We start from the raw sequence: 19,457 nt of genomic DNA, 5'->3' as shown, positions 1-19,457 counted from the left end.
ATGGTGGATTCCCGCTTGAATACCCCTGCCTCCTCCGCCGCGCCAGATCAAAGCCCCCAGGCGTCTCCTCCGTCGTCTGCGCCCCCACCCGTGCCCCAGCGCCGCCGCTGGCTGCGCGCCCTGCTCTGGTTCTTCCTGGTCCTGGTCCTGCTGCTGGCCGCCCTGCTGGGCTCCGCCTGGTGGTGGGCCGGCCGTGCCGATTCGCTGGCCTACACCCTGCAGCGCGTGGCCGGCTGGCTGCCCGCAGGCCAGAGCCTGCAGGCCAAGGAAGTCACCGGCACCGTGCGCCAGGGCGGGCGCATCGGCTGGCTGCAATGGCAAAGCCCCACCATGAAGGTGGAGCTACGCGACGCCACCATCGGCTGGCAATTGCGTCCCCTGCTGTCGCGCACCGTGCGCCTGGGCGAAGTGCGCATTGCCGAGCTGAACATTGCCAGCACGCCCGACCCCGAGGACAAGAAACCCGTCGAACCGCTGCAGCAGCTCGTGCTGCCCGTGAAGATCGACGTGCCCTTCCATGTGGAGCGCATCGTCTGGCAAGGCCCGCCCCAGGCCGAGGTACTGGGCCTGCAAGGCCATTACGTCTATGACGGCAGCGAGCACCAGCTGGACGTGCGCGACCTGCAATGGGCCGATGGCAACTACCAGGCCAGGCTGCGCCTGCAGGCCCGCGCGCCCATGGCCATCCAGGCCCAGCTGCAGGGCGACCTGCAAGCGCCGACCCTGGCTTCGGATGACGAGGCCTCCACGGCCAAGGCCCCCAAACCTGCACCGCTGGCCGTGCAGGCCAAGGCACAGATCGACGGCACCCTGGCCACCGCCGCTGCGCAACTGGGCATCAAGCTCCAGGTTGATGCCAAGCCCGGGACGGTGTCCGAGGAAACGCCTGCCCCTCCCGCCGTACAGAAATCCGCCAAGGCCGATGGCAAGAACGGCAAGGCCAGGGAGCGCAAGGAAGCCGCCCCCGTGTCCGAACCCATGCATGCGGACATCGAGGCCAGCATCCGGCCCTGGCAGCCCCAGCCGCTGCAGACCGCGCGCGCCCAGCTCAGCCAGATCGACATCGCCGCCTTCTGGCCCCAGGGACCGCGCACCCGCATCAGCGGCGAATTGCAGGCCGGGCCGGATGGCAAGGCAGCTGATACAGCCCCGGCACCAGCCACAGCACCCGCCACGGAACAGGCATCAGACCAGGCACCAGGCTCGGCCATCGCCACCACCGCCTGGCAGCTGACGACACGCCTGAACAACGCCATGCCCGGCCCCTGGGACCGCCAGCGCCTGCCGCTGGACCAGATCGAAGCCGCGGTGCGCTATGACGGCCAGCAGTGGCTGCTGGAGCAGGCGCAGATCGCCATAGGCTCGGGCAGCATCGACGCCCAGGGCCGCTTCGAGCCCGCCACCAAGGTCTTCGAAGGCCAGGCCAAGGTCCAGCGCCTGGATCCCGCCGCGCTCTACAGCATCCTGGAAGCCGCACCGCTGCAGGGCGAGCTGCGCGCCAGCACCACGGCCGAGCAGCAGGTGGACTTCAGCGTGGACATCCAGGCCGCAGCTGCGCCCGCAGGCGGCAAGCGCCAGCCCCTGCGTATAGAAAAACTCGCAACCAAGGGCCGCTGGGCCCAGCCCGTGCTGTCGCTGGAGAACCTGCAGCTTGATGCGCTGCAGGCCTCGGTGCGCAGCCGCAGCCTGCAGTTCGACACCGAACAGCAAAAACTGCAGACCGTGCTGAAGGCCCAGCTGCCCGGCGCCGAGCTCTCGCTGGACGGCCACATCAGCCCCGCCGCAGGCCAGGGCAGCAGCCAACTCAAGCTGTCGTCACTCACCGCCCTCACGCAGTGGCTGCGCAAGCTGCCCGGCATGAAGGACCCGCTGGACGGCGCCCTGATCGAAGGCCAGGCCCAGCTGGACGCCAGCTGGCGCGGCGGATGGGGCGCCCTGCAAAAGCGCATGAAGGCCGCCGTGGGCGACCCGCTTCCCGCCAGCGGCCTGCAACTGCAGGCCGACCTGCAGGCCGCCAAGCTGCGCTACCTGCCCGCCAACACGCCGCCCGAGCAGGCGCTGGAGCTGCCCGAGCTGCGCCTGGCCCTCAAGGGCTCGCCCGAGCAGGCCAGCCTGACCCTCACCGGCCAGGCGAAGCGCGGCACGCAGACCGCGCAGATCGACACGGCCCTGCAGGCAGGCCTTGCCACGGCGCGCGGCGCCGCGCCCCTGGACTGGCAGGCCAGCATCGACAGACTGCAGGCCCGGTTGAATCCGGGCCAGGACCTGCCCGGCCCCTGGCAACTGCAACTGGCGGGCAAGCAGCCCGTGCAGATCGCCCAGCGCACCACGGGCCGCACCGTGCTGTCCACCACCTTCACGGCATCGGCCGGCAGCCTGCAGGTCACGCCGCCCACGCTGGCCCAGCGCCGCGCCAATGCCGAGGCGCCGCAGCCCGTGCTGCTGGCCTGGGACGACACCCGCGCCACCCAGGGCGGCGACGGCCGCTGGGCCCTGCGCAGCACCGGCCGCGCCCAGGCCCTGCCGCTGGCCTGGGTCGACGCCCTGTCCATGGCCGAGGAGCCCCCGCTGGCCGCCATGGGCCTGAGCGGCGACCTGAGCTTCAACGCCCGCTGGGACCTGGACACCACCGGCCCCGCGCTCAAGGCCGAACTGCTGGTCGAGCGTGCAGCCGGCGACCTGCGCCTGGCCGTGGAAGACGGCTCGGGCACCACCGTCATCCACACCACGGGGCCGCGTTCCAGCAAGCCCGGTGAGGTGCGCACCCGTACCGTACGCGGCGCCGGCATGCGCGCCCACATCAAGCAGGCCCGCCTGAGCGTGCGCGCCCAAGGCGACGACGTGCAGGCCAAGCTCGACTGGGACAGCGAACGCGCCGGCACCCTGACCGCGCAGCTGGGCACGCGCCTGGCCCAGCAGGACGGCACCTGGACCTGGCCCGAGAAGGCCCCGCTGTCCGGCCAGATCGACGCCCGCATGCCCGACATCGGCATCTGGGCCCTGTTCGCCCCGCCCGGCTGGCGCGTCACCGGCTCGCTGCAGGCCAAGGCCGAGATCAGCGGCGACCGCCAGAACCCGCAGTGGCAGGGCAATCTCTCGGCCGACGGCCTGAGCATCCTGTCCGCGCTGGACGGCATCGACCTGCAAAACGGCGTGCTGCGCGCGCGCCTGCAAGGCAACCGCCTGGACCTGACCGAGCTGCGCATGCAGGGCGGGCGCGGCAGCAATGCGCGCATCCTGGGCTACAGCGGCAACCTCACCACGGCCCCGCGCGAAGGCGGCGAACTCACGGGCTCGGGCTTCGTGCGCTGGGACCCGCCCAACGCCGACGGCAGCAACTCCGGCCTGAGCATGGACCTGCGCGCCCAGGCCACCCGGCTGCAGGTGCTGGTGCGCGCGGACCGCCAGGTCAGCATCTCCGGCGGCCTGCAGGCCAAGCTGGAGCAAGGCCAGTTCACGCTGCGCGGCGACCTCACCACCGACCGCGCCACCATCATCCTGCCCGAGGAATCCGCGCCCTCGCTGGACTCCGACGTGGTCGTGCACTCGGCCGCCTCGCGCAAGGCCGAGCAGGAAGCGGCGCGCAAACAGCAGCAGGCCGACCGCAAGGCCCAGGCCCGCGCGGAAACCATCAAGCTGCCCGACATCCTCGTCAAGCTTGACCTGGGCCGCGACTTCGCGCTGCAGGGCTACGGCATCACCACCCGCCTGGAAGGCGCGCTGGAAGTGCAAGGCCCTACCGTGGCGGGCGGCCCGCCGCGCATCACGGGCGAGATCCGCACCGTGCAGGGCCGCTACCGCGCCTGGGGCCAGTCGCTGGACGTGGAGACCGGCCTCATCCGCTTCAACGGCCCCTACGCCAACCCCTCGCTGGACATCCTGGCGCTGCGCCCGAACATCGCCGTGCGCGCAGGCGTGCAGGTGCAGGGCACGGCCAACGCCCCGCGCGTGCGCCTGTACTCCGACCCCGAAATGCCCGATGCCGAAAAGCTCTCCTGGGTGGTCATGGGCCGTGACCCCGCCACGGGCGGCGCCGAAAGCGCCCTGCTCCAGCAGGCCGCGCTGTCCCTGCTCAGCGGCGGGCGCAACAACAGCGGCAAGATCGCCAGCAACCTGGGCCTGGACGAAATCGGCTTCAAGGGCCCAGGCGGCGAAGGCTCCACCGGCGCCGCCCTCACCCTGGGCAAGCGCCTGTCCAGCGACCTCTATGTCACCTACGAGCAAAGCCTCTCGGGGGCCATGGGCACGCTGTACATCTTCTACGACCTCTCGCGCCGCCTCACCCTGCGCGGCCAGACCGGGGAAACCAGCGCGCTGGACCTGATCTACACCGTGCGCAAGGACTGACGCCCCAGCGCCCCGCATGCCGCCCTCCCGGCGGTGCGCGGGGCGGGTCCGGCGTGGGTTTACAATCCCCGTTTGCTCCTCTCCGTAGTTCAATGGATAGAACGGGCGCCTCCTAAGGGGCTGCCATCTTCCCCAAGAAATGCAATTTCTCCTCTGAAACGATGGGAAAATCGGGGAAGAATCCGGAAGAAAACTGATGGAAAATCCCAAGTGCACCTGGGATTTTCATGGGAAGGAAGAGCAGGCTCGCCTGCACAAGAATTAAGCAATCTCGCCGTAGCACAATGGATAGTGCACATGCCTCCTAAGCGTGGGATCCAGGTTCGATTCCTGGCGGCGGGACCATCTGAGGAACACCGTCGATGTCTTACCAGCAGGAACTGAGCGACCTGAAAGAGCAGTTCGGCAGCAAGAAGCTGTTGACGCCTGCGGAGGTCGCAACAGTTCTGCCACGCTGCGTCAAGACAGTCCGGCAGATCATCAACAGCGACAAGAGTCCCCTGCCGCCCAAGATGGTGGGCAAAACGGTTTGCGTGTCGATCTACGACTTAGCTCGCTTCCTGGCCCCCGATGAGGCCGATAGCCCCAAGACCATCCAGACAACTGCTCCAACAGTCAAGGTTTCGGGTCGTGCTGGCAAGTCGTCCAAGGTGGTACTCGACCCCACCAAACCGTACCGACGCCCTCCTTCACTCGGCAAGATAATCACGGGATTTCAGACGCGGATCGCCGATCTGGCACTGCGTATGCAGTTTGAGAGCGAGCTTCTGGCTGAACTGCAAAAGCTGAGCCTGTCCAAGAAGTTGAAGATCAAGGACACCAAGAAGCCGTTGCCACGCTCATTGACCCAGCCGTTCTAACGCCGCATCCTCGCTGCGACCTTTGCTTCGACTGGATCGCTGCCTGTCGTCGCAGCGTGTGAGACGTCTGACTTGCTCTTTGCCGTTGGCGCGATAGCCCACTGCCCGAGGTAATCGGCGATCTTCTGGGCATCAGCCGCTGCCCGAAAAATTTCGTTCTTGTCCCGCTTCAAGACGGTAAGCCAACTCGCCAGGTAGCTCGCATGAGACTCCATCATGCTTGACGCCATAGGCACCCCAAGCTGGGCTCCCAACAATGCTGAGGCCAGCTCGGCTCGCAGCTCCTCGCGCGCGTACTCCTCGCTTCCGAAACGGGCGTATAGGTTCAGGCGATTGCCGTGTCGGTCGATTCGGCACAGCAGCAGGTGCATGTGCTGGTGGTCGGTGTCGTTGTGCCGCACGAAGACACAGGGGCTCTCGGCATAGCCAAGGCCCTGGGTCATGCGGTCGGCCATCTCGGCATCGCTGAGTGGCCTGTCGTCGGGATGGGCTGACAGCGGTATGTGGACAACCGCTTTCGCCAAGCCAGGCCGCAGCTTGCGGAACTGCCCGAACTCAGCCGCCAGCTCGCGAGGTGTTCGCCCCGACAAGTTGCCGCCAATGATCATTGCCCGGCCATCGCGAAACAGGTAGTTCAGGGCACCCCTGAACCCCTTGCCTTTGACGATCTTGGCGATCACGGATGATGTAAGGGGATGCCTCCTTATCCTTTCGCCGTTGGTTTTTGTGTCGCTCCGCTGCAAACATAACGGCGTCCAACAAGGCGGCCGGGATCGTGGGGCTGCTCATGCTTCGTCCTTATGAAAGCTTGTCTGCGAGCTGCTTGCTTACATCTCGCCCGAGATCGTTCTCCACCGCGAGCAGGAACAGGCATCGCCCCCCGCTGGCCTTCTCCCACTGCTCGCCCACTTGCCGCTTCTCGCGTGAATCGTCGTTGGTCTTGTAGGGCTCGCCCTTGTACTCAATGACCAGCACGCGGCCATCGGTCAGCTCGGCCACAAAGTCAGGATAGAAATAGTCGGTAGCCGTGGGCAGCCAGAACGAGAACTTTGGCTGCTGCTCGATGTTGCGAACCCAGTGCTTCACCTTTGGGTGCGCATCGAGCACCTGTGCACAGCGGAACTCCTCTGTGGTTTTTCCCGCAGGCGTCTTCTCCCGAAGGTCGTGAATCTGCGGATAGAAATGCTTCTGAAACTCGTAGCTGCCTTGATAGCACTGCCGTGCGGGGTAGCGGCCAGGCTCGAATCGAAAGCCGTAGTGGGCCAGGTCTGCACCCGTGGGTACGGTCATCTCGAACAAGCGGGCTTGGAAGCCCTGACCGATGGCAAGCTGCCGCAGGCGTTCGATTTCCTTGTCCAACGCCTGTGCCAGTTGGTACTTGGCACGCACCAGTGCAGTCAGGCCGATGCTGCGGTCATGGATCAGATGGGCCACCATCTTGACCAGATAGGCCTGCAAGTCGAGCTGTGAGAGGTAAGGCCGCCGCAGTTCCATGTCCAGCCAGCGGACCAAACCCTGCTCGGTGGTTTGGCTTCCTACGTCGTTGAGCCCCAGTTGCTCGGCAGCCAGCATGCGGTACTTCACCCGCTCGCCGTTCACGTCGATCTCGAATGAGTTCACCGTTTCTTGGATCGCGAAACCCTGCAACTGCACGGGCTTGTCCAGCAAACTCCACCCGCCAAGGTCGGCCAGCGTTTCACGCTCCACCACTTCAAGGTGGCCGTCCAGATTCAAGCAAAGCTGCGGAATGGACGCGAAGCTCACGCCCAGTTGTGCAGGGGCTCGGATGGCCTGCCGAACGGCCCTGTGGGCGTCAAATTGCTGCTTGACCGACTCGCGGGCCTTGGCAGGCACCGTGTTGGCGATGAAGGCCTCGACCTGGCTCAGTTCCTCGGCAGGTAGATCGCCCTTGATGACCAAGGTGGCTCCTTGCGAGTTCTCCTTGATCTGCACGGCCTGCTTGACCTCTGGCGTCCAATTCTGGGTATCGGGCACCTGGGGCAACTCGATCACGCAATCGGGCATCGGTGCAGCCTTCGGGGCCGTACCGCTGCCACCCAAAAGATTCAGTGGCACCTGAGGCACGACGAGGCTGGCTGTGTCCAGCCTCTCGAAGCCCATGTTCTGCACCATCTTGTCCTTCAAGGTGGATGCAGCCTGAGCGAAGTTCTCAGCCACGATGTGGGCATATGCCTTGTTCAAGGCCTCCTGTTTGCGGGCCTTTGCATAGGGCATCCGAAGCACACGGCCCAGCAACTGCTCCACGTCTTTGGCTGAGTTGACCGATTGCAGCGACGCCAGTACGTAGGCAAAGGAACAATCCCAACCCTCCTTCAAGGCCTCCACGGTGATGACGTAGTTGACCTTGCAGCCTCGGTCGAACAGGTCAATGCCATCCAGCTCCTTCTGCGAGCCCGTGGCGATCTTGATTTCTTCCTCGGGCACGTTCTCCTGCTCCATCAGGTGCTGCTTGACCACATCGACGGTGGCCTCGCCACCCTTGGGCATGGCCTGGATCAGCACGATGGGACGGATGTAGTCCTGCTCCTTCTGGGCCTCGATCAGCAGGCCCTTGCGGGTCAAGATGGCATCACGCAAACATGCCTGCCAACCATCGGGGTGCTCTGCCAACACTATGGGCAGCTTGATCATGTCCTCAGACTTCAACTCCTGAGCCGACACATGGTGCAGCACGTTGTTGCCCACCACGGGCGTGGCAGTCAGCTCGATGATGCAGCTCGGGTTGAAGCGGCCAAGCGTCTCGAAGAATCTCTGCGTGCGGTTGTTGTGGGCCTCGTCCACGATGACCACAGGCGAACGAAGGTGCAGCCAGTTCGCCAGCGAATACTTGACCCTGCCCACATCGGCAGCCGTCAGATAGGGCTGATTCGCCAAGTCCTCGGGCTTGACCTTCTCCAAGCCCTCGGTGGCGTTGGGTGGCAGCCCGTCGAAATGCGGGGCTAGTTCCTCGAAGAACGAGTAAACGTTTCGCTTGGCCGTGTCCGAGACGTTGAAGGCCTGGATGGTCGCCACCACGATGATGCAGCTTTTGCCCACGTCGTGGGGGCTGATGGTCTGCAAGCTGTCGAGATCACAGACCCGCACGCGATCACCGAAATATTGGGTTAGGGCCGTGCGGTAGGGATGGCGTGCATTCGCCAGTGCTTCCAGCGTCTGCGTGCGAATCGCATCCGAAGGGGTCAGCCACAAGGCCACAGGCGAATCGGTGTCCAGTACCGCCTTGCCCGCCAGAGCCACACTATGGGCCGCCAGCAGGGTCTTGCCGCCCCCCGTGGGCACTCGAAAGCAGACGGATGGCACGTCGCCAAACAAGGCGTGGTACGGGTCGGTGCGACCTTGGGCTGCAATGGTGCCCGCAAACGCTTCGGGAACGCTCTTGGTACGTGTCGCCAGCAGAAAGTTGTTCAGGGCCGTCAGGACCCCTTGTTGGTAGATTTTGAGTTCGAGCATGGCGGTCAACGCATCTTCACGTCATAGGGGATTTGCTTGAAAGTGATCTGCTCGGCTGCGAGCTTGGAGCTGCCCAGCCTGCACGTCTCTCCGTAGATCACCTTGGGGCCGTCATGCGGAAACATTTCCTTGATGGCCTGCAACACCGCATGGGTCAGCACATTGCCTCCTGCGGGTCTGCGGTCGCCCAGGATGCCGTTGTAGAGCAGGTAATAGGCCGTGCCGTTGTGGATGCCCAGCAGTGGCTTGTCGAACACCTGGCTACCTGGCTCTCCCGTCTCGAAGTGCCATGCAAAGGCTGCAAGCGTGGCGAACCGAACGGCAGGATTGATTCGGCCATCGGAATCGAAGGCGGCTTCGCCGAGTGTGCAAAAGCGAAAGCCACCTCCCCCATCCCAGCCAAGGATTTCACTAACCCCGCCTTGCTCGCCATCCATCACTCTCGCAAGTCTAGGTAAGCAATGGGAGCGAGCATGGTCGCCTGCCTCAATGCCTACATATCGACGTCCCATCTTGTGGGCCACGGCTGCGGTGGTTCCTGAGCCTAGAAATGAGTCGAGAACAAGATCACCTGGCTCAGTTGCAATGTCGAGAATCCGCGCGATCAACTGCTCGGGCTTCACCGTTTCGAAAGAGGGAATTCCAGGTAGCAAATCAGCTTGATGAGCCTTCGCTTGCCGAGACGTTTTGACGTCAAGCAGGATAGTCGGATGCGGTCGAGACGGTGCATCTGGGGCGTATTCACGGATGTACGGCACCCACACATCGTTGCCATTCTTCTGGCGCTTCTTCCAAATGAGCCGTCCTTCTGTCTCGGCCTTCTGGACGCCCTCAGGTGAGTGAGACCACCGAGCGTCGCGACCATCATCGTGAACGGGATATACGTCGCTACCGTCAGGCGCGGTCAACTTGAAATACATCGTCGGACGGTCTTCGCGGAGGCTAGCTTTTCCATTCTTTTTTAGAAGTCGATCACGGCACCTTCGGCCCGCCTCGTCCACCTGACCATATGCCTCTGCAACAGAAGGATCAGACTTCTTCTTGAACCCAGCCCCATCTTTGAATCGCTCGTAGCAAAGCACAAACTCGTGGTCGGGCGTGATGGGCACCTTGTTATCGTTTGGGCTATCCACCTTCTGCCAGATGAACGACGTGGCGAAGTTGGTTCGCCCGAAGACCTCATCCATCAGGACTTTGAGGTAGTGGCCTTCTCGATCATCAATGGACACCCAAATGCTGCCGTTGTCCGCCAGCAGTTCCCTCAGCAGAACCAGCCTCGGGTACATCATCGACAGCCACTGACTGTGTTCGAGCCGGTCGTCGTAGTGCTCGAAAGCCGACTTCGTGTTGTATGGCGGGTCGATGTAGATGCACTTCACCCGGCCCGCGTAGAACGGCACCAAGGCCTTCAAGGCCAACAGGTTGTCGCCCTGAATCAGCAGGTTTTCAGAGGGCTCCCCATAGGTCGCCTCCTGCTTCAACAGGTGGGAGGGAACCCCCCGCGTAGCCTCTTTGGCGTGGCTCTTGTTCACCCAGTCGAGAAACGGCATTCGTCAGTCTTTCTTGTTGTTAGGCCACGGGGCGTTTTGCCCGTGGGGTCTTGGTCGGTTTGATGCCAGTCTTGCCTGTTGCTTGACTGGCACGGCCCGCTTTCGCGGCAACAGCTTTGGGACTGGCAGCAGCGGGCTCGGGCATCACCACTCTGAAACCCGATCCATCATGCACCACGTCCTTGATGAGGCCCGCCAGCTTCAAGCTCTCCAAAGTCAGTTTGACCTGGGCGTTATCGTCGGCAACTGTGTTGCCGCCCTTGGCATCAGCAATGCCGTTGTTCTGTTGCTGCGTCTTGGTCCAGTCCAAGCGGGCATCCAGCTTGTTGGCTAGAACCCGGGGCCTCAGGTTGGCATAGCGTTGCAGCGTGTCCATCTGGGTATGCCCAGTAATGGCAGCAATTTCCATCGTCTGCATGTTGGTCGTCTCGAAGAATCGAGACGTGGCCTCGTGCCGCAGGTCGTGAAAGCGAAGGTCCTCACACTTGGCTCGTGTCGTGATCCTCTTGAAGCCTCGGCCCAAGATCACAGAGCTGTCTGGGAATGTCGAAAACACCCGCTGTTCAGGCGTCTCGCCCCTTTTGCGTAGCTCCTCGATGATCTCGATAGCCTTGGCTGACAAGGGAACCTGCCGCCCCTTGCGGGTCTTCTCTCGCTCCTTCGGGATCACGATGAAACAGTGTGAGGGGTCAGTGTTGACCTCCATCCACTGCATTCCCAGCAATTCACCCGCACGCATGGCCGTTTCAAGGGCGAGTCCGACAAGCAGTTGCCAGCCACGGGGGTCCTTGTACATGCCGAGGCAGGCATCCATGAGTCGCTGTTCCTCGTCGCCTTGAAGACGCCTCTCCCGGGGAGTGGACCACGCAGGAGGAACGTCAACGCCTTTGAACAAGTCGGCGATCTGTCCCATGTAGTCATGCTCCAAGGCATGCCATTCCACGGCCGTCTTCAACGCATAGAAGAGCTTTCGGGCTGAACCTGGCGAGTAGGTCCGAACCTGATCCCCTTTGTAGAGCTTGTGCATCTTGACCTTCGTCGCAGGCGGGGGGATGGGCGTCTCTTGCAGCAGCTTCAAGAAGCGGTTGAGCATCTTGTGGTTCAGCTTCCCCACCGCATGGTCGCCCAAGTGGTGGATGACCGACTCCACGGCATACCGCTTGGTGTTGGTCAGGGTGCTGACGGTCTTCGTAGACCCGTCTACGGCCTTGCCGTTGTGTGCAAGGTAGGCCTCCAAGGCCTCACGCACAAGGACCTTCTCCGCCTTCAACGAGACGGTGCCCCCAGTGCGAATCTGAGCTTCCTTGGCGGTGGCCCAAGCTTTGGCCTCAGCCCTCCTCTCGAAGGACTTGGACAGCGATGGGTGCCCAGCGATGTTGACCCGAGCCTCCCAAGAGACTCCCCCTTTGAGGACCTTCTTTCGTATCGAGGACACTAGCCAGCTCCTTATGATGGATGCACGGCCTACGACCTAGCGACAACTGACTTGGGAAGAACTTGGGAAAATTGCTATGGTCGGCGGCAAAGAACCTATATACTACAACAACTTATGCTCGATTCGCCCTGCGTCCTCCTAAGCGCCAGATACAGGTTCGATTCCTGTCGGAGGGACCAACCGGACGTCGTGAAGACGCTCAGGACATCACAAACCCGCATGCTCACCGGCATGCGGGTTTTTTGTTGCCCGGCGGGGTCCAAGCCTGCCGTCTTCTGCAGTTTCTCAGTCCATCCTTGACGATTCCATGCAAGAAAACGGAAATCCAGTCTCCATTGCAAAAACACAAATCCAGTCAATTAGACCAACACACGTCATTGGTCAATACCTGAAATCAGTCAATTCCCAACCATTGCGGCATCCGCAATGGAAAACGCACTCTCAATATCAAGAAACCCCACTCAGACAAACCCAATAAAAAGAAACAATATCTTGCAAAACCCAATCCGCCTTCATACACTCCAGTCTCCAACTTTCATGGAGGAGAACGCAATGACTGGAATTCGTCGTGATGTCAATCAAGGTGGAACTGTCTGGAATGAAACTCTGATCTGGTATTCCAAGGCCGTGGGGCATCTTTACTCTCTCCCCATTACGGACAGGACCAGCTGGAGATATCTTGCCGCCATTCATGGCATCAACAAGAGTGGCTGGATCAGTGCCGGCGTGCTTTCGGCAAAGGACCCTTTGCCGCCCACCTCCGAAACCGAGGAGATGTGGGACCAATGCCAGCATGGCACCTGGTACTTTCTTCCCTGGCATCGCGGCTATCTCGCCGCATTCGAAGCCATTGTGGCGAAGACCGTCAAGGAGCTTGGCGGCCCTGCGGACTGGGCGCTTCCCTATTGGAACTACCTGAATTCCAGCAATCAGGCCGCACGCAACATACCCCAGGCTTTCCTGGAAGAGAAATTGCCGGATGGTTCTCCCAATTTCCTGGCCAAGGCCCGGCGCAATGGGTCAAAGCGCCTGGGACCAACGCCTGACATTCCCCGTGATATCACGCTGGGTTGCCAGGACTACCACCGCTTCACCAGCGCTCCCGGCACCTTGGAATACGGCGGTGGCATCACCGCCTTTTCCCATGACGGCAGCGATACTGGCGCCATTGAATCCAATCCGCACAATCTGGTTCACATCATGGTCGGTGGACTGCAGGAGCCCTATGGATTCATGTCAGACCCCGACTATGCCGCCCTGGACCCGATTTTCTGGGTGCACCATTGCAATGTGGACCGGCTTTGGGCCGCCTGGCTGACCCAGCCCGGCAACATCCAGGACAACAGCGCCGCCTGGAGCAACGGCCCTGCCGGCCGCGGCTTCGTGATGCCGGACACCGACGGAAAGCTGGCCTCCTATGATCCGGGTGAAACCCTGCCGGGCGGTGCGCTGGCCCCTGACTATGACAATCTGACCAGCGGCACGAGCGCCACCATGCTCACCGCCAGCACAGCAAGCCTCACACCGCAGGAGATCGACATGCCCGCAGAATTCTCGACGGTCCCGCCGCCCGCGCCGCGTGTACTGGGCTCCAATGCGGAACGGGTCATCGTGGGCCGCACGCCGCAGCTGACCACCGTATCGATCGCGGACTCCGGTGCAGCAAAGGTCGAGTTGCTGCAGGCAGGCGCCGCGCTGCCGCGGCCACAGCGCTACTTTCTTCACCTGGAAGGCATTCGCGGCAATGCGCCCAGCGGCGTGCTGACGGTATCCATAGGCTCGCCCGGAGCGGCGGCACGGCATGCCGACACCGTGGCGCTGTTCGGATTGGCCAAAGCCTCGGCCAGCGACGGACCGCATGGAGGCAACGGACTGGGTGCCACCATCGACATCACCGATGCCACGCAGGCCATCCTGGACGCAGGCGGCAGTCTGGACCAGTTGAACGTGGCCATCGAACAGCCCGAAGCCGATCCCGGGCGTGAAATCACCGTAGACCGCGTGAGCGTGGTCGCACAGGACGCCACCCGCTAAGGCCCGCGTATGGACGCGCTGCTGAGAGACCTGCGGACCGCTCCCGCGCCAGCACTGATGGCCGTGTCGGGGGCAGGCTTCATCAGCCTGGCCATCAGCCCGCCTGCCACGCCCGGCCTGTCGCTGTGCGGCTCGCTGTCCTCGGTCACGCTGGCCGACCTGTCGCCGCTGGTGCTGGACGGGCACACGCTCGGCACCCTGGGTGTGGCATGGCTGGCCATGGTTCTGGCCATGATGCCGCTGCTGGCACTGCGGCAGGTGCGCCACGCCATGCGATCGAGCGTGGCCCGCCGGCGCCTGCTGGCGGCGGGCCTGCTGCTTGCGGGCTATGCGCTGGTGTGGATGGCGGCCGGGCTGGTCATGGTGCCGCTTGCCGCCGTCTTGCACGCAGCAGCGCATCCCGCGCTCATTCTTGCCTGCATTGCCGTGGCGGTCCTGTGGAGTTCATCGCCCGCAGGAACGCGCGCCCACAATGCCTGCCACAGGCTGTACCCCGTGGCCGCCAGCGGCCCCACGGCCAACCGGGACAGCCTGCAGCACGGACTGCGAACCGGCGTGGCATGCGCCACGGCATGCTGGCCGTGGATGCTGGCGCCCTTCGCCTTTCCTGCGGCCTGGCACCTGCCGGCCATGGCTGTTGCAGCGGTTTTGCTCTTTGTGGAGCGCACCGGCCCATCGCTGCGGCCTGCCTGGCGCCTGCCCTATGTGTTGCGGCGCCTTCTGCACGGCAAGCCGCGCACGTCGCTGGGCCGGGCGACAAGACACTGAACCTTGTGGAGGGTGAGCCTCACCCCCGCCCGGCCAGCTCCGCCACCCCTCGCACCAGCGCACGCCCAGCGTCCGTCGCCTTGCCGTAATGCGCCAGCAGTGCCTGCACATCGGCGTCGGGCGCATGGGAGCGCAGGGACAGCAGCACGTAGCCGATATCGACACCGGCAAGGTGCAGTTGCTGCAGCGCCGTGGCGTCGGGGACGAGGGCGCCGGACTCGAATTGCTGCAGGACCTGTTTGGCTTGGCCGGCCTTGCGGGCCAGTTCGGCTTCGCTGAGGTTCAGGCGCTGGCGCTCCTGTTGCAGGCGGGCGGCGAGGGTGGGTTCAGGGCGCTCATGCTGGATGGCGTTCGGGTCAAACAAACGTTGACCTGTTAGCAGGTAGGCGACGTCCACGCCCTGCTCGGCGACAGCCATGAGATAACCCGCATCTGGCTTTCTGACGCCCTTCTCATAGTTGAGTTGGGACATCTTTGACACTCCCGCGATAGCGCCAAACGCCTCTTGGCTAAGGCCCAGCCTATTTCTTTCCTCCGTCAGGCGCGCAGAGAAGTCAAACATTTTTTATATAAACTATTGACGATCAAATTTTCGTTTGATAATCTATGGAGCGTTGTCACTACAAGCGCCAAATACTACCTGACCCCTCAGGCGGCTCCTTTGCTGCGCCCTGTACGTTGCTCGAAGGAGGTCCATGAAGCACGCTGCCGCAAAACCATCGCGCAAGAAGCTCGCCAAAGCGGACCGCGCGCTGTTCCTGCAGGCCGCTGAAGCACTCAAGCAGGCCGCGATGACCGATGAGACGCACCGGCACAGCGGGGAATCCGACCGCCTGCTGCGCATTGCCAGCGATGTGGCACGCCACGCGGCGCAGCCCGGCTCGATGTGCGATCTGCAGAACACGGCGTTTGACGTGGCCGCCTGCATCAATTCGGCGCGGCTGGTGCCCGGCGATGCGGAGTCCGGCCCACGCACTCGCCTGCTGGCAGAAGCGGCCCAGGCGCTGGCGCAGATATCAGAGACGCCGGTGGACGGGATCGTGTTTCCACGCACCACGCTGCACGAATTGCAAGCCAGGCTGGACACCGGCGCAACGCCATCGCAGTGGCGCGAACTGGCCCGCGAGGCCAACTACGAGGTCCAGCAGTTGGCGCAGGTGCTGATGCAAATGGGCGACCACCAGAACACGGAGAGCCATATCGTGGCGCACGGCATGGCGGCACGCATCTCGCAGTTGTCGGAGATCGTTTACGTGGCGGCCGCCCTGCATGGCGAGCACCGCGATGAATGGGGTTCGCAGACCCTTCGTGACGTGCGCGATGTCTTTGAAGGCGGCATGGGCCGCATCTGCGGCGATCCCCCGGACGGCGCATGACCGATCATGGCCGATGCGCCCGGGCTGCTCGGCTACCATCAGTGCCCCAATCACTGATGCAGTCTCCCGAAAGGCCCCCATGCTGCTTTACGCCGATTCGCAATTCGCCTCTCCCTATGCCATGTCCGTATTCGTTGCGCTGAAGGTCAAGGGGATTGACTTCGAGCTGCGCACGCTGGACCTTTCGGCGGGACAGAACACCGGGGCGGACTATGTGGCCGCGTCACTGACGGCACGGGTGCCCACGCTGGTGGACGGCGATTTCAGTCTGTCGGAGTCTTCGGCGATTTGCGAGTATCTGCAAGAGCGCTTTGGCGGCGCCCCGCTCTACCCCCAGGATGCGCAGGCGCGTGCCCGCGTGCGCCAGGTCCAGGCCTGGCTGCGCAGCGATCTGATGGCACTGCGCTCGGAGCGCAGCACCGAAGTGGTGTTCTACCGCCCCACGCCCACGCCGCTGTCGGATGCGGGCCAGGCCGCGGCGCGCAAGCTGTTCTCGGTGGCCGGTGCCTTCATCCGCGCGGAAGATGACCACATTGCCGGCCCATGGTCGATTGCCGATGTGGACCTGGCGCTGATGCTCAACCGCCTGGTGCTCAACGGCGATGCCGTGCCCGCGCCGCTGGCCGCCTATGCGCGCCGGCAGTGGCAGCACCCCGCCGTCCAGCAGTGGCTGGCCCTGCCCCGCCCGCCCCTGGCAGGCTGATCCGAACGGATACGCCAGGCCATGGACAGCCTTCTCTACATGGGCGTGCGGATCACGCCCGCATCACTGCCCAGCGATGCCTCGCCAGGCGCCTGGCTGCCGCGCGCCACCTTGCTGGAGGTGGCCAGCGGCAAGGCCCTGGAGGCCATCACCGATGACCAGCCCTGCGATACGCAGCCAGAGGCCGATGCCCGCGCGCTGCGGCTGGGCAAGCGCCATGTGATGAAGGTGCTGCATCAAGGCTGAGGCGCCAGGGTGCTGGCAGCCTGCCCGCGCCCCTCAATCCATCTTCACGGCCACCAGCCGCCATCCCATCAGGCCTTCTCGCCGGAAGATGAAGCCGCCCGGCTCGCCGCGCGGGTGCACGAAGACCTTGGACCAGCCCTGGTACTCCACGGAGTAGTCCTTGCGCGGCGGCCCGCCCTGCGTGTCCACGCCCACGCCTGCGGCGGCCACGTCCGTGGGTTTGCCGGGCTTGCCTTTTTCCAGCATGAGCATGACGCCGTCGGGCGAGACCAGCGCCTCGGTGAACTGGCTGACCAGGCCCTGGGCCAGTTGCTGGCCAAAGCCTGCAAGCGGGTTGGACGAGCTGTCCGCCGACCCGCCCATCTGGGACTGCAGCCTGGCCATCATCTGGCCCTTGATGCTTTCGCGCAGCGCGGGAAAGTCCACGTAGCCGGACAGGGCCTGGGCATCGCGGCGCTCCACGGCCTTGCCGATCTGGTGCAGGGCGATGTAGGGCGATGCGTAGAGCAGTCCGGCCGCAGCCACGCAGAGGGCGGCCAACGCGCCGGCAAGGGTTTTGGGTTTCATGGATCTCTTTCGTGAAGGCAGGCCAGGGGCCTCGCGCAAGCGCGGATGAACGCGCATGCACAGCGCATAAAGGCGGATTCTAGGCGGGCCGTTCGGCGCCGCAGCCACTGCCAGGGCCGTTGCCGCCTGTATTTTTCATAGCGAAACAATAGCGAAGCAATACGCAGAGAACCCCTATCAGGCCAAGGCCAATGCCTGAAAAACTGGTATTGCCTGGCCCATTCGATTCATACTATAGTTTGTAACAAATAGTTTACAAACCAATACAACATGGATCGCCATTGGCCACGCAGGCCATCGGCAAGCCAGCATCGCCGTTTCCGGATGCCTGTGAGCATTTGTGCAGACCGGGCATTTCCCGTTAATGAAATCTCATTTTCATTACCGATTCCGTTATGAGAGATGCGAGTCATCACGGGGCGGCCTGACAACGCAAGTACCCACCAACCATCCGCAATGCATGCAAAGGACGCAGTATGAATAATTTCAAGTTATCGACTCGCCTGACCGCCTTGATTGGTTTTCTCTCACTGCTCATGATCGTGATCGGCGCTTTTGGGCTATATGGAATCAGCGAGTCCAACCGCCGATTCAAGGTGGTCTATGAAGAGCGCCTGGTCGCACTGGGCGATCTGCTGGAAGTGCAGCGCCTGCTACTGCGCAACCGCAATGCGGTCTCGGGCGCCATTGCCGTGAACCTGCCCGAGTACACGCAGCAAAAGCAGCAGGAGATACAGACCAACATCAACGACGTGAACAAGTTCTGGACCTCGTTCCGCCAGACCCGGATGACGGAGCAAGAGGCGCAGCTGGCCGACCGCTTCGAGGCCGTGCGCGCGCTGTTCCTGCAGGGCTTTCTGAAGCCGGCCCAGCAGGCGCTGCAGTCCGGGGACCTGGCGCTGGCCCGGCAACTGCTGATCGACAAGGACGAGGCGCTGTACGCGCCGCTGCGTGATGTGATCGTGCAGCTGACCGCCCTGCAGACCCGCGTCGCCAAGGAGGAGTACGAGGCCGCGCAATCGCTGTACCAGATGATCTTTGCCGTGGCCGTGGGCTCCATCATCGCGGGCGTGCTGCTCGGGGTGCTGCTGGGCTGGTCCATCATCCGCAACATGGCGCGGTCGTTGCGCCTGGCCATCCATACGGCCGATGCCGTGGCGGCGGGCGACCTGACACGGCACATCGATGTGCGCGGCAAGGACGAGGTGTCCATGCTGCTGCGCGCGCTGCAGACCATGCAGGAGGGGCTGCGTGGCGTGGTGCGCCAGGTGCACCAGGGATCGGTCAGCGTGGCAGCGGCCAGCGGGCAGATCGCGCAGGCCAACCAGGACCTGTCCTCGCGCACCGAAAGCCAGGCCAGCGCGCTGCAGCAGACGGCCGCCTCCATGGAGCAGCTCAGTTCCACCGTGCGCCAGAACGCCGACAACGCGCAGATGGCCAACCAGCTGGCGCTGGGCGCCTCCACCGTGGCCGAGCAGGGCGGCGAGGTGGTGCGGCAGGTGGTGGACACCATGCGCGGCATCAGTGATTCCAGCCGGCAGATCGCCGACATCATCAATGTGATCGACGGCATTGCCTTCCAGACCAATATCCTCGCGCTGAACGCGGCCGTGGAAGCCGCGCGTGCGGGCGAGCAGGGCCGGGGCTTTGCCGTGGTGGCCACCGAGGTGCGCGGCCTGGCCAGCCGCAGTGCCGAGGCCGCCAAGCAGATCAAGCAACTGATCACCGACAGCGCCAGCCGCGTGCACAACGGCAGCGCGCTGGCCGACCAGGCCGGCACGACCATGGCCGAGGTGGTGGACGCCATACGCCGCGTGACGGATCTGATGGGCGAGATCAGCGCCGCCAGTTCCGAGCAAAGCTCGGGCGTGGCCCAGATCGGCCAGGCGGTCACGCAGATGGACCAGGCCACCCAGCAGAACTCGGCACTGGTGGAGGAGATGGCCGCCGCCGCCTCCAGCCTGCGCGGCCAGGCCGGCGACCTGGTGCGCACGGTGGGCGCCTTCAAGCTGGAGGCGGCAAGCGGCCATCAGCATGCCGCCGTGGAGCTGCAGCGCAGGCAGCCCATGCTGGCAGCAGGCTGAGACGGAAAGAAAAAAG

Annotated in this window: 14 protein-coding genes and 1 tRNA gene; 9 read left to right on the top strand and 6 right to left on the bottom strand. The window is 63.8% G+C overall.

Features of this window, described 5'->3' with window-relative positions; genetic code table 11:
* From LGR64_RS17270 to LGR64_RS17260, 3 genes are all read left to right on the top strand, one after another.
* Window positions 1-4,347, top strand: coding sequence for a translocation/assembly module TamB domain-containing protein (locus LGR64_RS17270; RefSeq protein ID WP_230356324.1), 4,347 nt, complete (start codon window positions 1-3; stop codon window positions 4,345-4,347).
* A 270-nt stretch (window positions 4,348-4,617) separates the two neighbouring features.
* Window positions 4,618-4,692: transfer RNA gene (locus tag LGR64_RS17265), tRNA-Arg, on the top strand.
* A gap of 17 nt (window positions 4,693-4,709) precedes the next feature.
* The gene (locus LGR64_RS17260; protein ID WP_141830086.1) at window positions 4,710-5,207 is read left to right on the top strand and encodes a helix-turn-helix domain-containing protein; all 498 of its coding nucleotides are present in this window, start codon (window positions 4,710-4,712) and stop codon (window positions 5,205-5,207) included.
* Here LGR64_RS17260 and LGR64_RS17255 read toward each other — a convergent pair.
* The 4 genes from LGR64_RS17255 to LGR64_RS28640 form a co-directional block, all read right to left on the bottom strand.
* Entirely contained in the window at window positions 5,204-5,887 is a 684-nt protein-coding gene (locus tag LGR64_RS17255; protein ID WP_230356322.1) for a zincin-like metallopeptidase domain-containing protein, read from the bottom strand. The genes LGR64_RS17260 and LGR64_RS17255 overlap by 4 nt on opposite strands.
* A 118-nt stretch (window positions 5,888-6,005) precedes the next feature.
* Window positions 6,006-8,678 (bottom strand): DEAD/DEAH box helicase, encoded by a 2,673-nt coding sequence (locus tag LGR64_RS17250; RefSeq protein WP_141830090.1) that lies wholly within the window; start codon window positions 8,676-8,678, stop codon window positions 6,006-6,008.
* A 5-nt stretch (window positions 8,679-8,683) separates the two neighbouring features.
* Entirely contained in the window at window positions 8,684-10,228 is a 1,545-nt protein-coding gene (locus LGR64_RS17245; RefSeq protein ID WP_141830092.1) for a site-specific DNA-methyltransferase, read from the bottom strand.
* A gap of 19 nt (window positions 10,229-10,247) precedes the next feature.
* Window positions 10,248-11,663 carry an integrase gene (locus LGR64_RS28640; protein WP_141830094.1) on the bottom strand — a complete coding sequence of 472 codons (1,416 nt, stop codon included), beginning with the start codon at window positions 11,661-11,663 and terminating at the stop codon, window positions 10,248-10,250.
* A 552-nt stretch (window positions 11,664-12,215) separates the two neighbouring features.
* Here LGR64_RS28640 and LGR64_RS17235 point away from each other — a divergent pair.
* Together LGR64_RS17235 and LGR64_RS17230 are read left to right on the top strand one after the other, a co-directional pair.
* Window positions 12,216-13,697 (top strand): tyrosinase family protein, encoded by a 1,482-nt coding sequence (locus LGR64_RS17235; RefSeq protein ID WP_230356320.1) that lies wholly within the window; start codon window positions 12,216-12,218, stop codon window positions 13,695-13,697.
* A gap of 9 nt (window positions 13,698-13,706) precedes the next feature.
* A complete protein-coding gene (locus LGR64_RS17230) occupies window positions 13,707-14,465 on the top strand; it encodes a copper chaperone (RefSeq protein ID WP_230356319.1) in 759 nt (252 codons plus the stop codon).
* 19 nt (window positions 14,466-14,484) lie between these two features.
* Here the strand turns inward: LGR64_RS17230 and LGR64_RS17225 are convergent, their stop codons facing one another.
* On the bottom strand, window positions 14,485-14,937 hold the full coding sequence (locus LGR64_RS17225) for a helix-turn-helix domain-containing protein (protein WP_223275114.1): 453 nt from the start codon (window positions 14,935-14,937) through the stop codon (window positions 14,485-14,487).
* 223 nt (window positions 14,938-15,160) lie between these two features.
* On the opposite strand from LGR64_RS17225, the gene LGR64_RS17220 reads away from it, so the two are divergent.
* The 3 genes from LGR64_RS17220 (at window position 15,161) to LGR64_RS17210 (ending at window position 16,790) form a co-directional block, all read left to right on the top strand.
* On the top strand, window positions 15,161-15,841 hold the full coding sequence (locus LGR64_RS17220; protein ID WP_141830100.1) for a hypothetical protein: 681 nt from the start codon (window positions 15,161-15,163) through the stop codon (window positions 15,839-15,841).
* Window positions 15,842-15,920: 79 nt separating this feature from the next.
* Entirely contained in the window at window positions 15,921-16,544 is a 624-nt protein-coding gene (gene yfcF / locus LGR64_RS17215) for a glutathione transferase (RefSeq protein WP_230356317.1), read from the top strand.
* Window positions 16,545-16,565: 21 nt separating this feature from the next.
* The gene (locus LGR64_RS17210; RefSeq protein ID WP_016453212.1) at window positions 16,566-16,790 is read left to right on the top strand and encodes a hypothetical protein; all 225 of its coding nucleotides are present in this window, start codon (window positions 16,566-16,568) and stop codon (window positions 16,788-16,790) included.
* A 33-nt stretch (window positions 16,791-16,823) separates the two neighbouring features.
* Here LGR64_RS17210 and LGR64_RS17205 read toward each other — a convergent pair whose 3' ends face one another.
* Window positions 16,824-17,357, bottom strand: a complete 534-nt coding sequence (locus tag LGR64_RS17205) for a DUF2939 domain-containing protein (RefSeq protein WP_209671584.1) — start codon at window positions 17,355-17,357, stop codon at window positions 16,824-16,826.
* A 476-nt stretch (window positions 17,358-17,833) separates the two neighbouring features.
* Between LGR64_RS17205 and LGR64_RS17200 the strand changes: the two genes are divergently transcribed.
* Window positions 17,834-19,441 (top strand): methyl-accepting chemotaxis protein, encoded by a 1,608-nt coding sequence (locus LGR64_RS17200; protein ID WP_230356315.1) that lies wholly within the window; start codon window positions 17,834-17,836, stop codon window positions 19,439-19,441.
* Window positions 19,442-19,457: the final 16 nt, after the last annotated feature.

Source organism: Delftia sp. Lp-1 (assembly GCF_020523835.1).
Lineage (GTDB): Bacteria > Pseudomonadota > Gammaproteobacteria > Burkholderiales > Burkholderiaceae_C > Comamonas > Comamonas acidovorans.
This window is presented reverse-complemented; position numbering and strand designations above follow the sequence as displayed.

What these genes read in the sequence shown, in the direction of transcription:
- LGR64_RS17250 (WP_141830090.1), bottom strand. Translation starts at nt 8,678, where the DNA reads ATGCTCGAACTCAAAATCTACCAACAAGGGGTCCTGACGGCCCTGAAC.
- LGR64_RS17200 (WP_230356315.1), top strand. Translation starts at nt 17,834, where the DNA reads ATGAATAATTTCAAGTTATCGACTCGCCTGACCGCCTTGATTGGTTTT.
- LGR64_RS17210 (WP_016453212.1), top strand. Translation starts at nt 16,566, where the DNA reads ATGGACAGCCTTCTCTACATGGGCGTGCGGATCACGCCCGCATCACTG.
- LGR64_RS17270 (WP_230356324.1), top strand. Translation starts at nt 1, where the DNA reads ATGGTGGATTCCCGCTTGAATACCCCTGCCTCCTCCGCCGCGCCAGAT.
- LGR64_RS17205 (WP_209671584.1), bottom strand. Translation starts at nt 17,357, where the DNA reads ATGAAACCCAAAACCCTTGCCGGCGCGTTGGCCGCCCTCTGCGTGGCT.
- LGR64_RS17260 (WP_141830086.1), top strand. Translation starts at nt 4,710, where the DNA reads ATGTCTTACCAGCAGGAACTGAGCGACCTGAAAGAGCAGTTCGGCAGC.
- LGR64_RS17235 (WP_230356320.1), top strand. Translation starts at nt 12,216, where the DNA reads ATGACTGGAATTCGTCGTGATGTCAATCAAGGTGGAACTGTCTGGAAT.
- LGR64_RS17230 (WP_230356319.1), top strand. Translation starts at nt 13,707, where the DNA reads ATGGACGCGCTGCTGAGAGACCTGCGGACCGCTCCCGCGCCAGCACTG.
- LGR64_RS17220 (WP_141830100.1), top strand. Translation starts at nt 15,161, where the DNA reads ATGAAGCACGCTGCCGCAAAACCATCGCGCAAGAAGCTCGCCAAAGCG.
- LGR64_RS17225 (WP_223275114.1), bottom strand. Translation starts at nt 14,937, where the DNA reads ATGTCCCAACTCAACTATGAGAAGGGCGTCAGAAAGCCAGATGCGGGT.
- yfcF (WP_230356317.1), top strand. Translation starts at nt 15,921, where the DNA reads ATGCTGCTTTACGCCGATTCGCAATTCGCCTCTCCCTATGCCATGTCC.
- LGR64_RS17245 (WP_141830092.1), bottom strand. Translation starts at nt 10,228, where the DNA reads ATGCCGTTTCTCGACTGGGTGAACAAGAGCCACGCCAAAGAGGCTACG.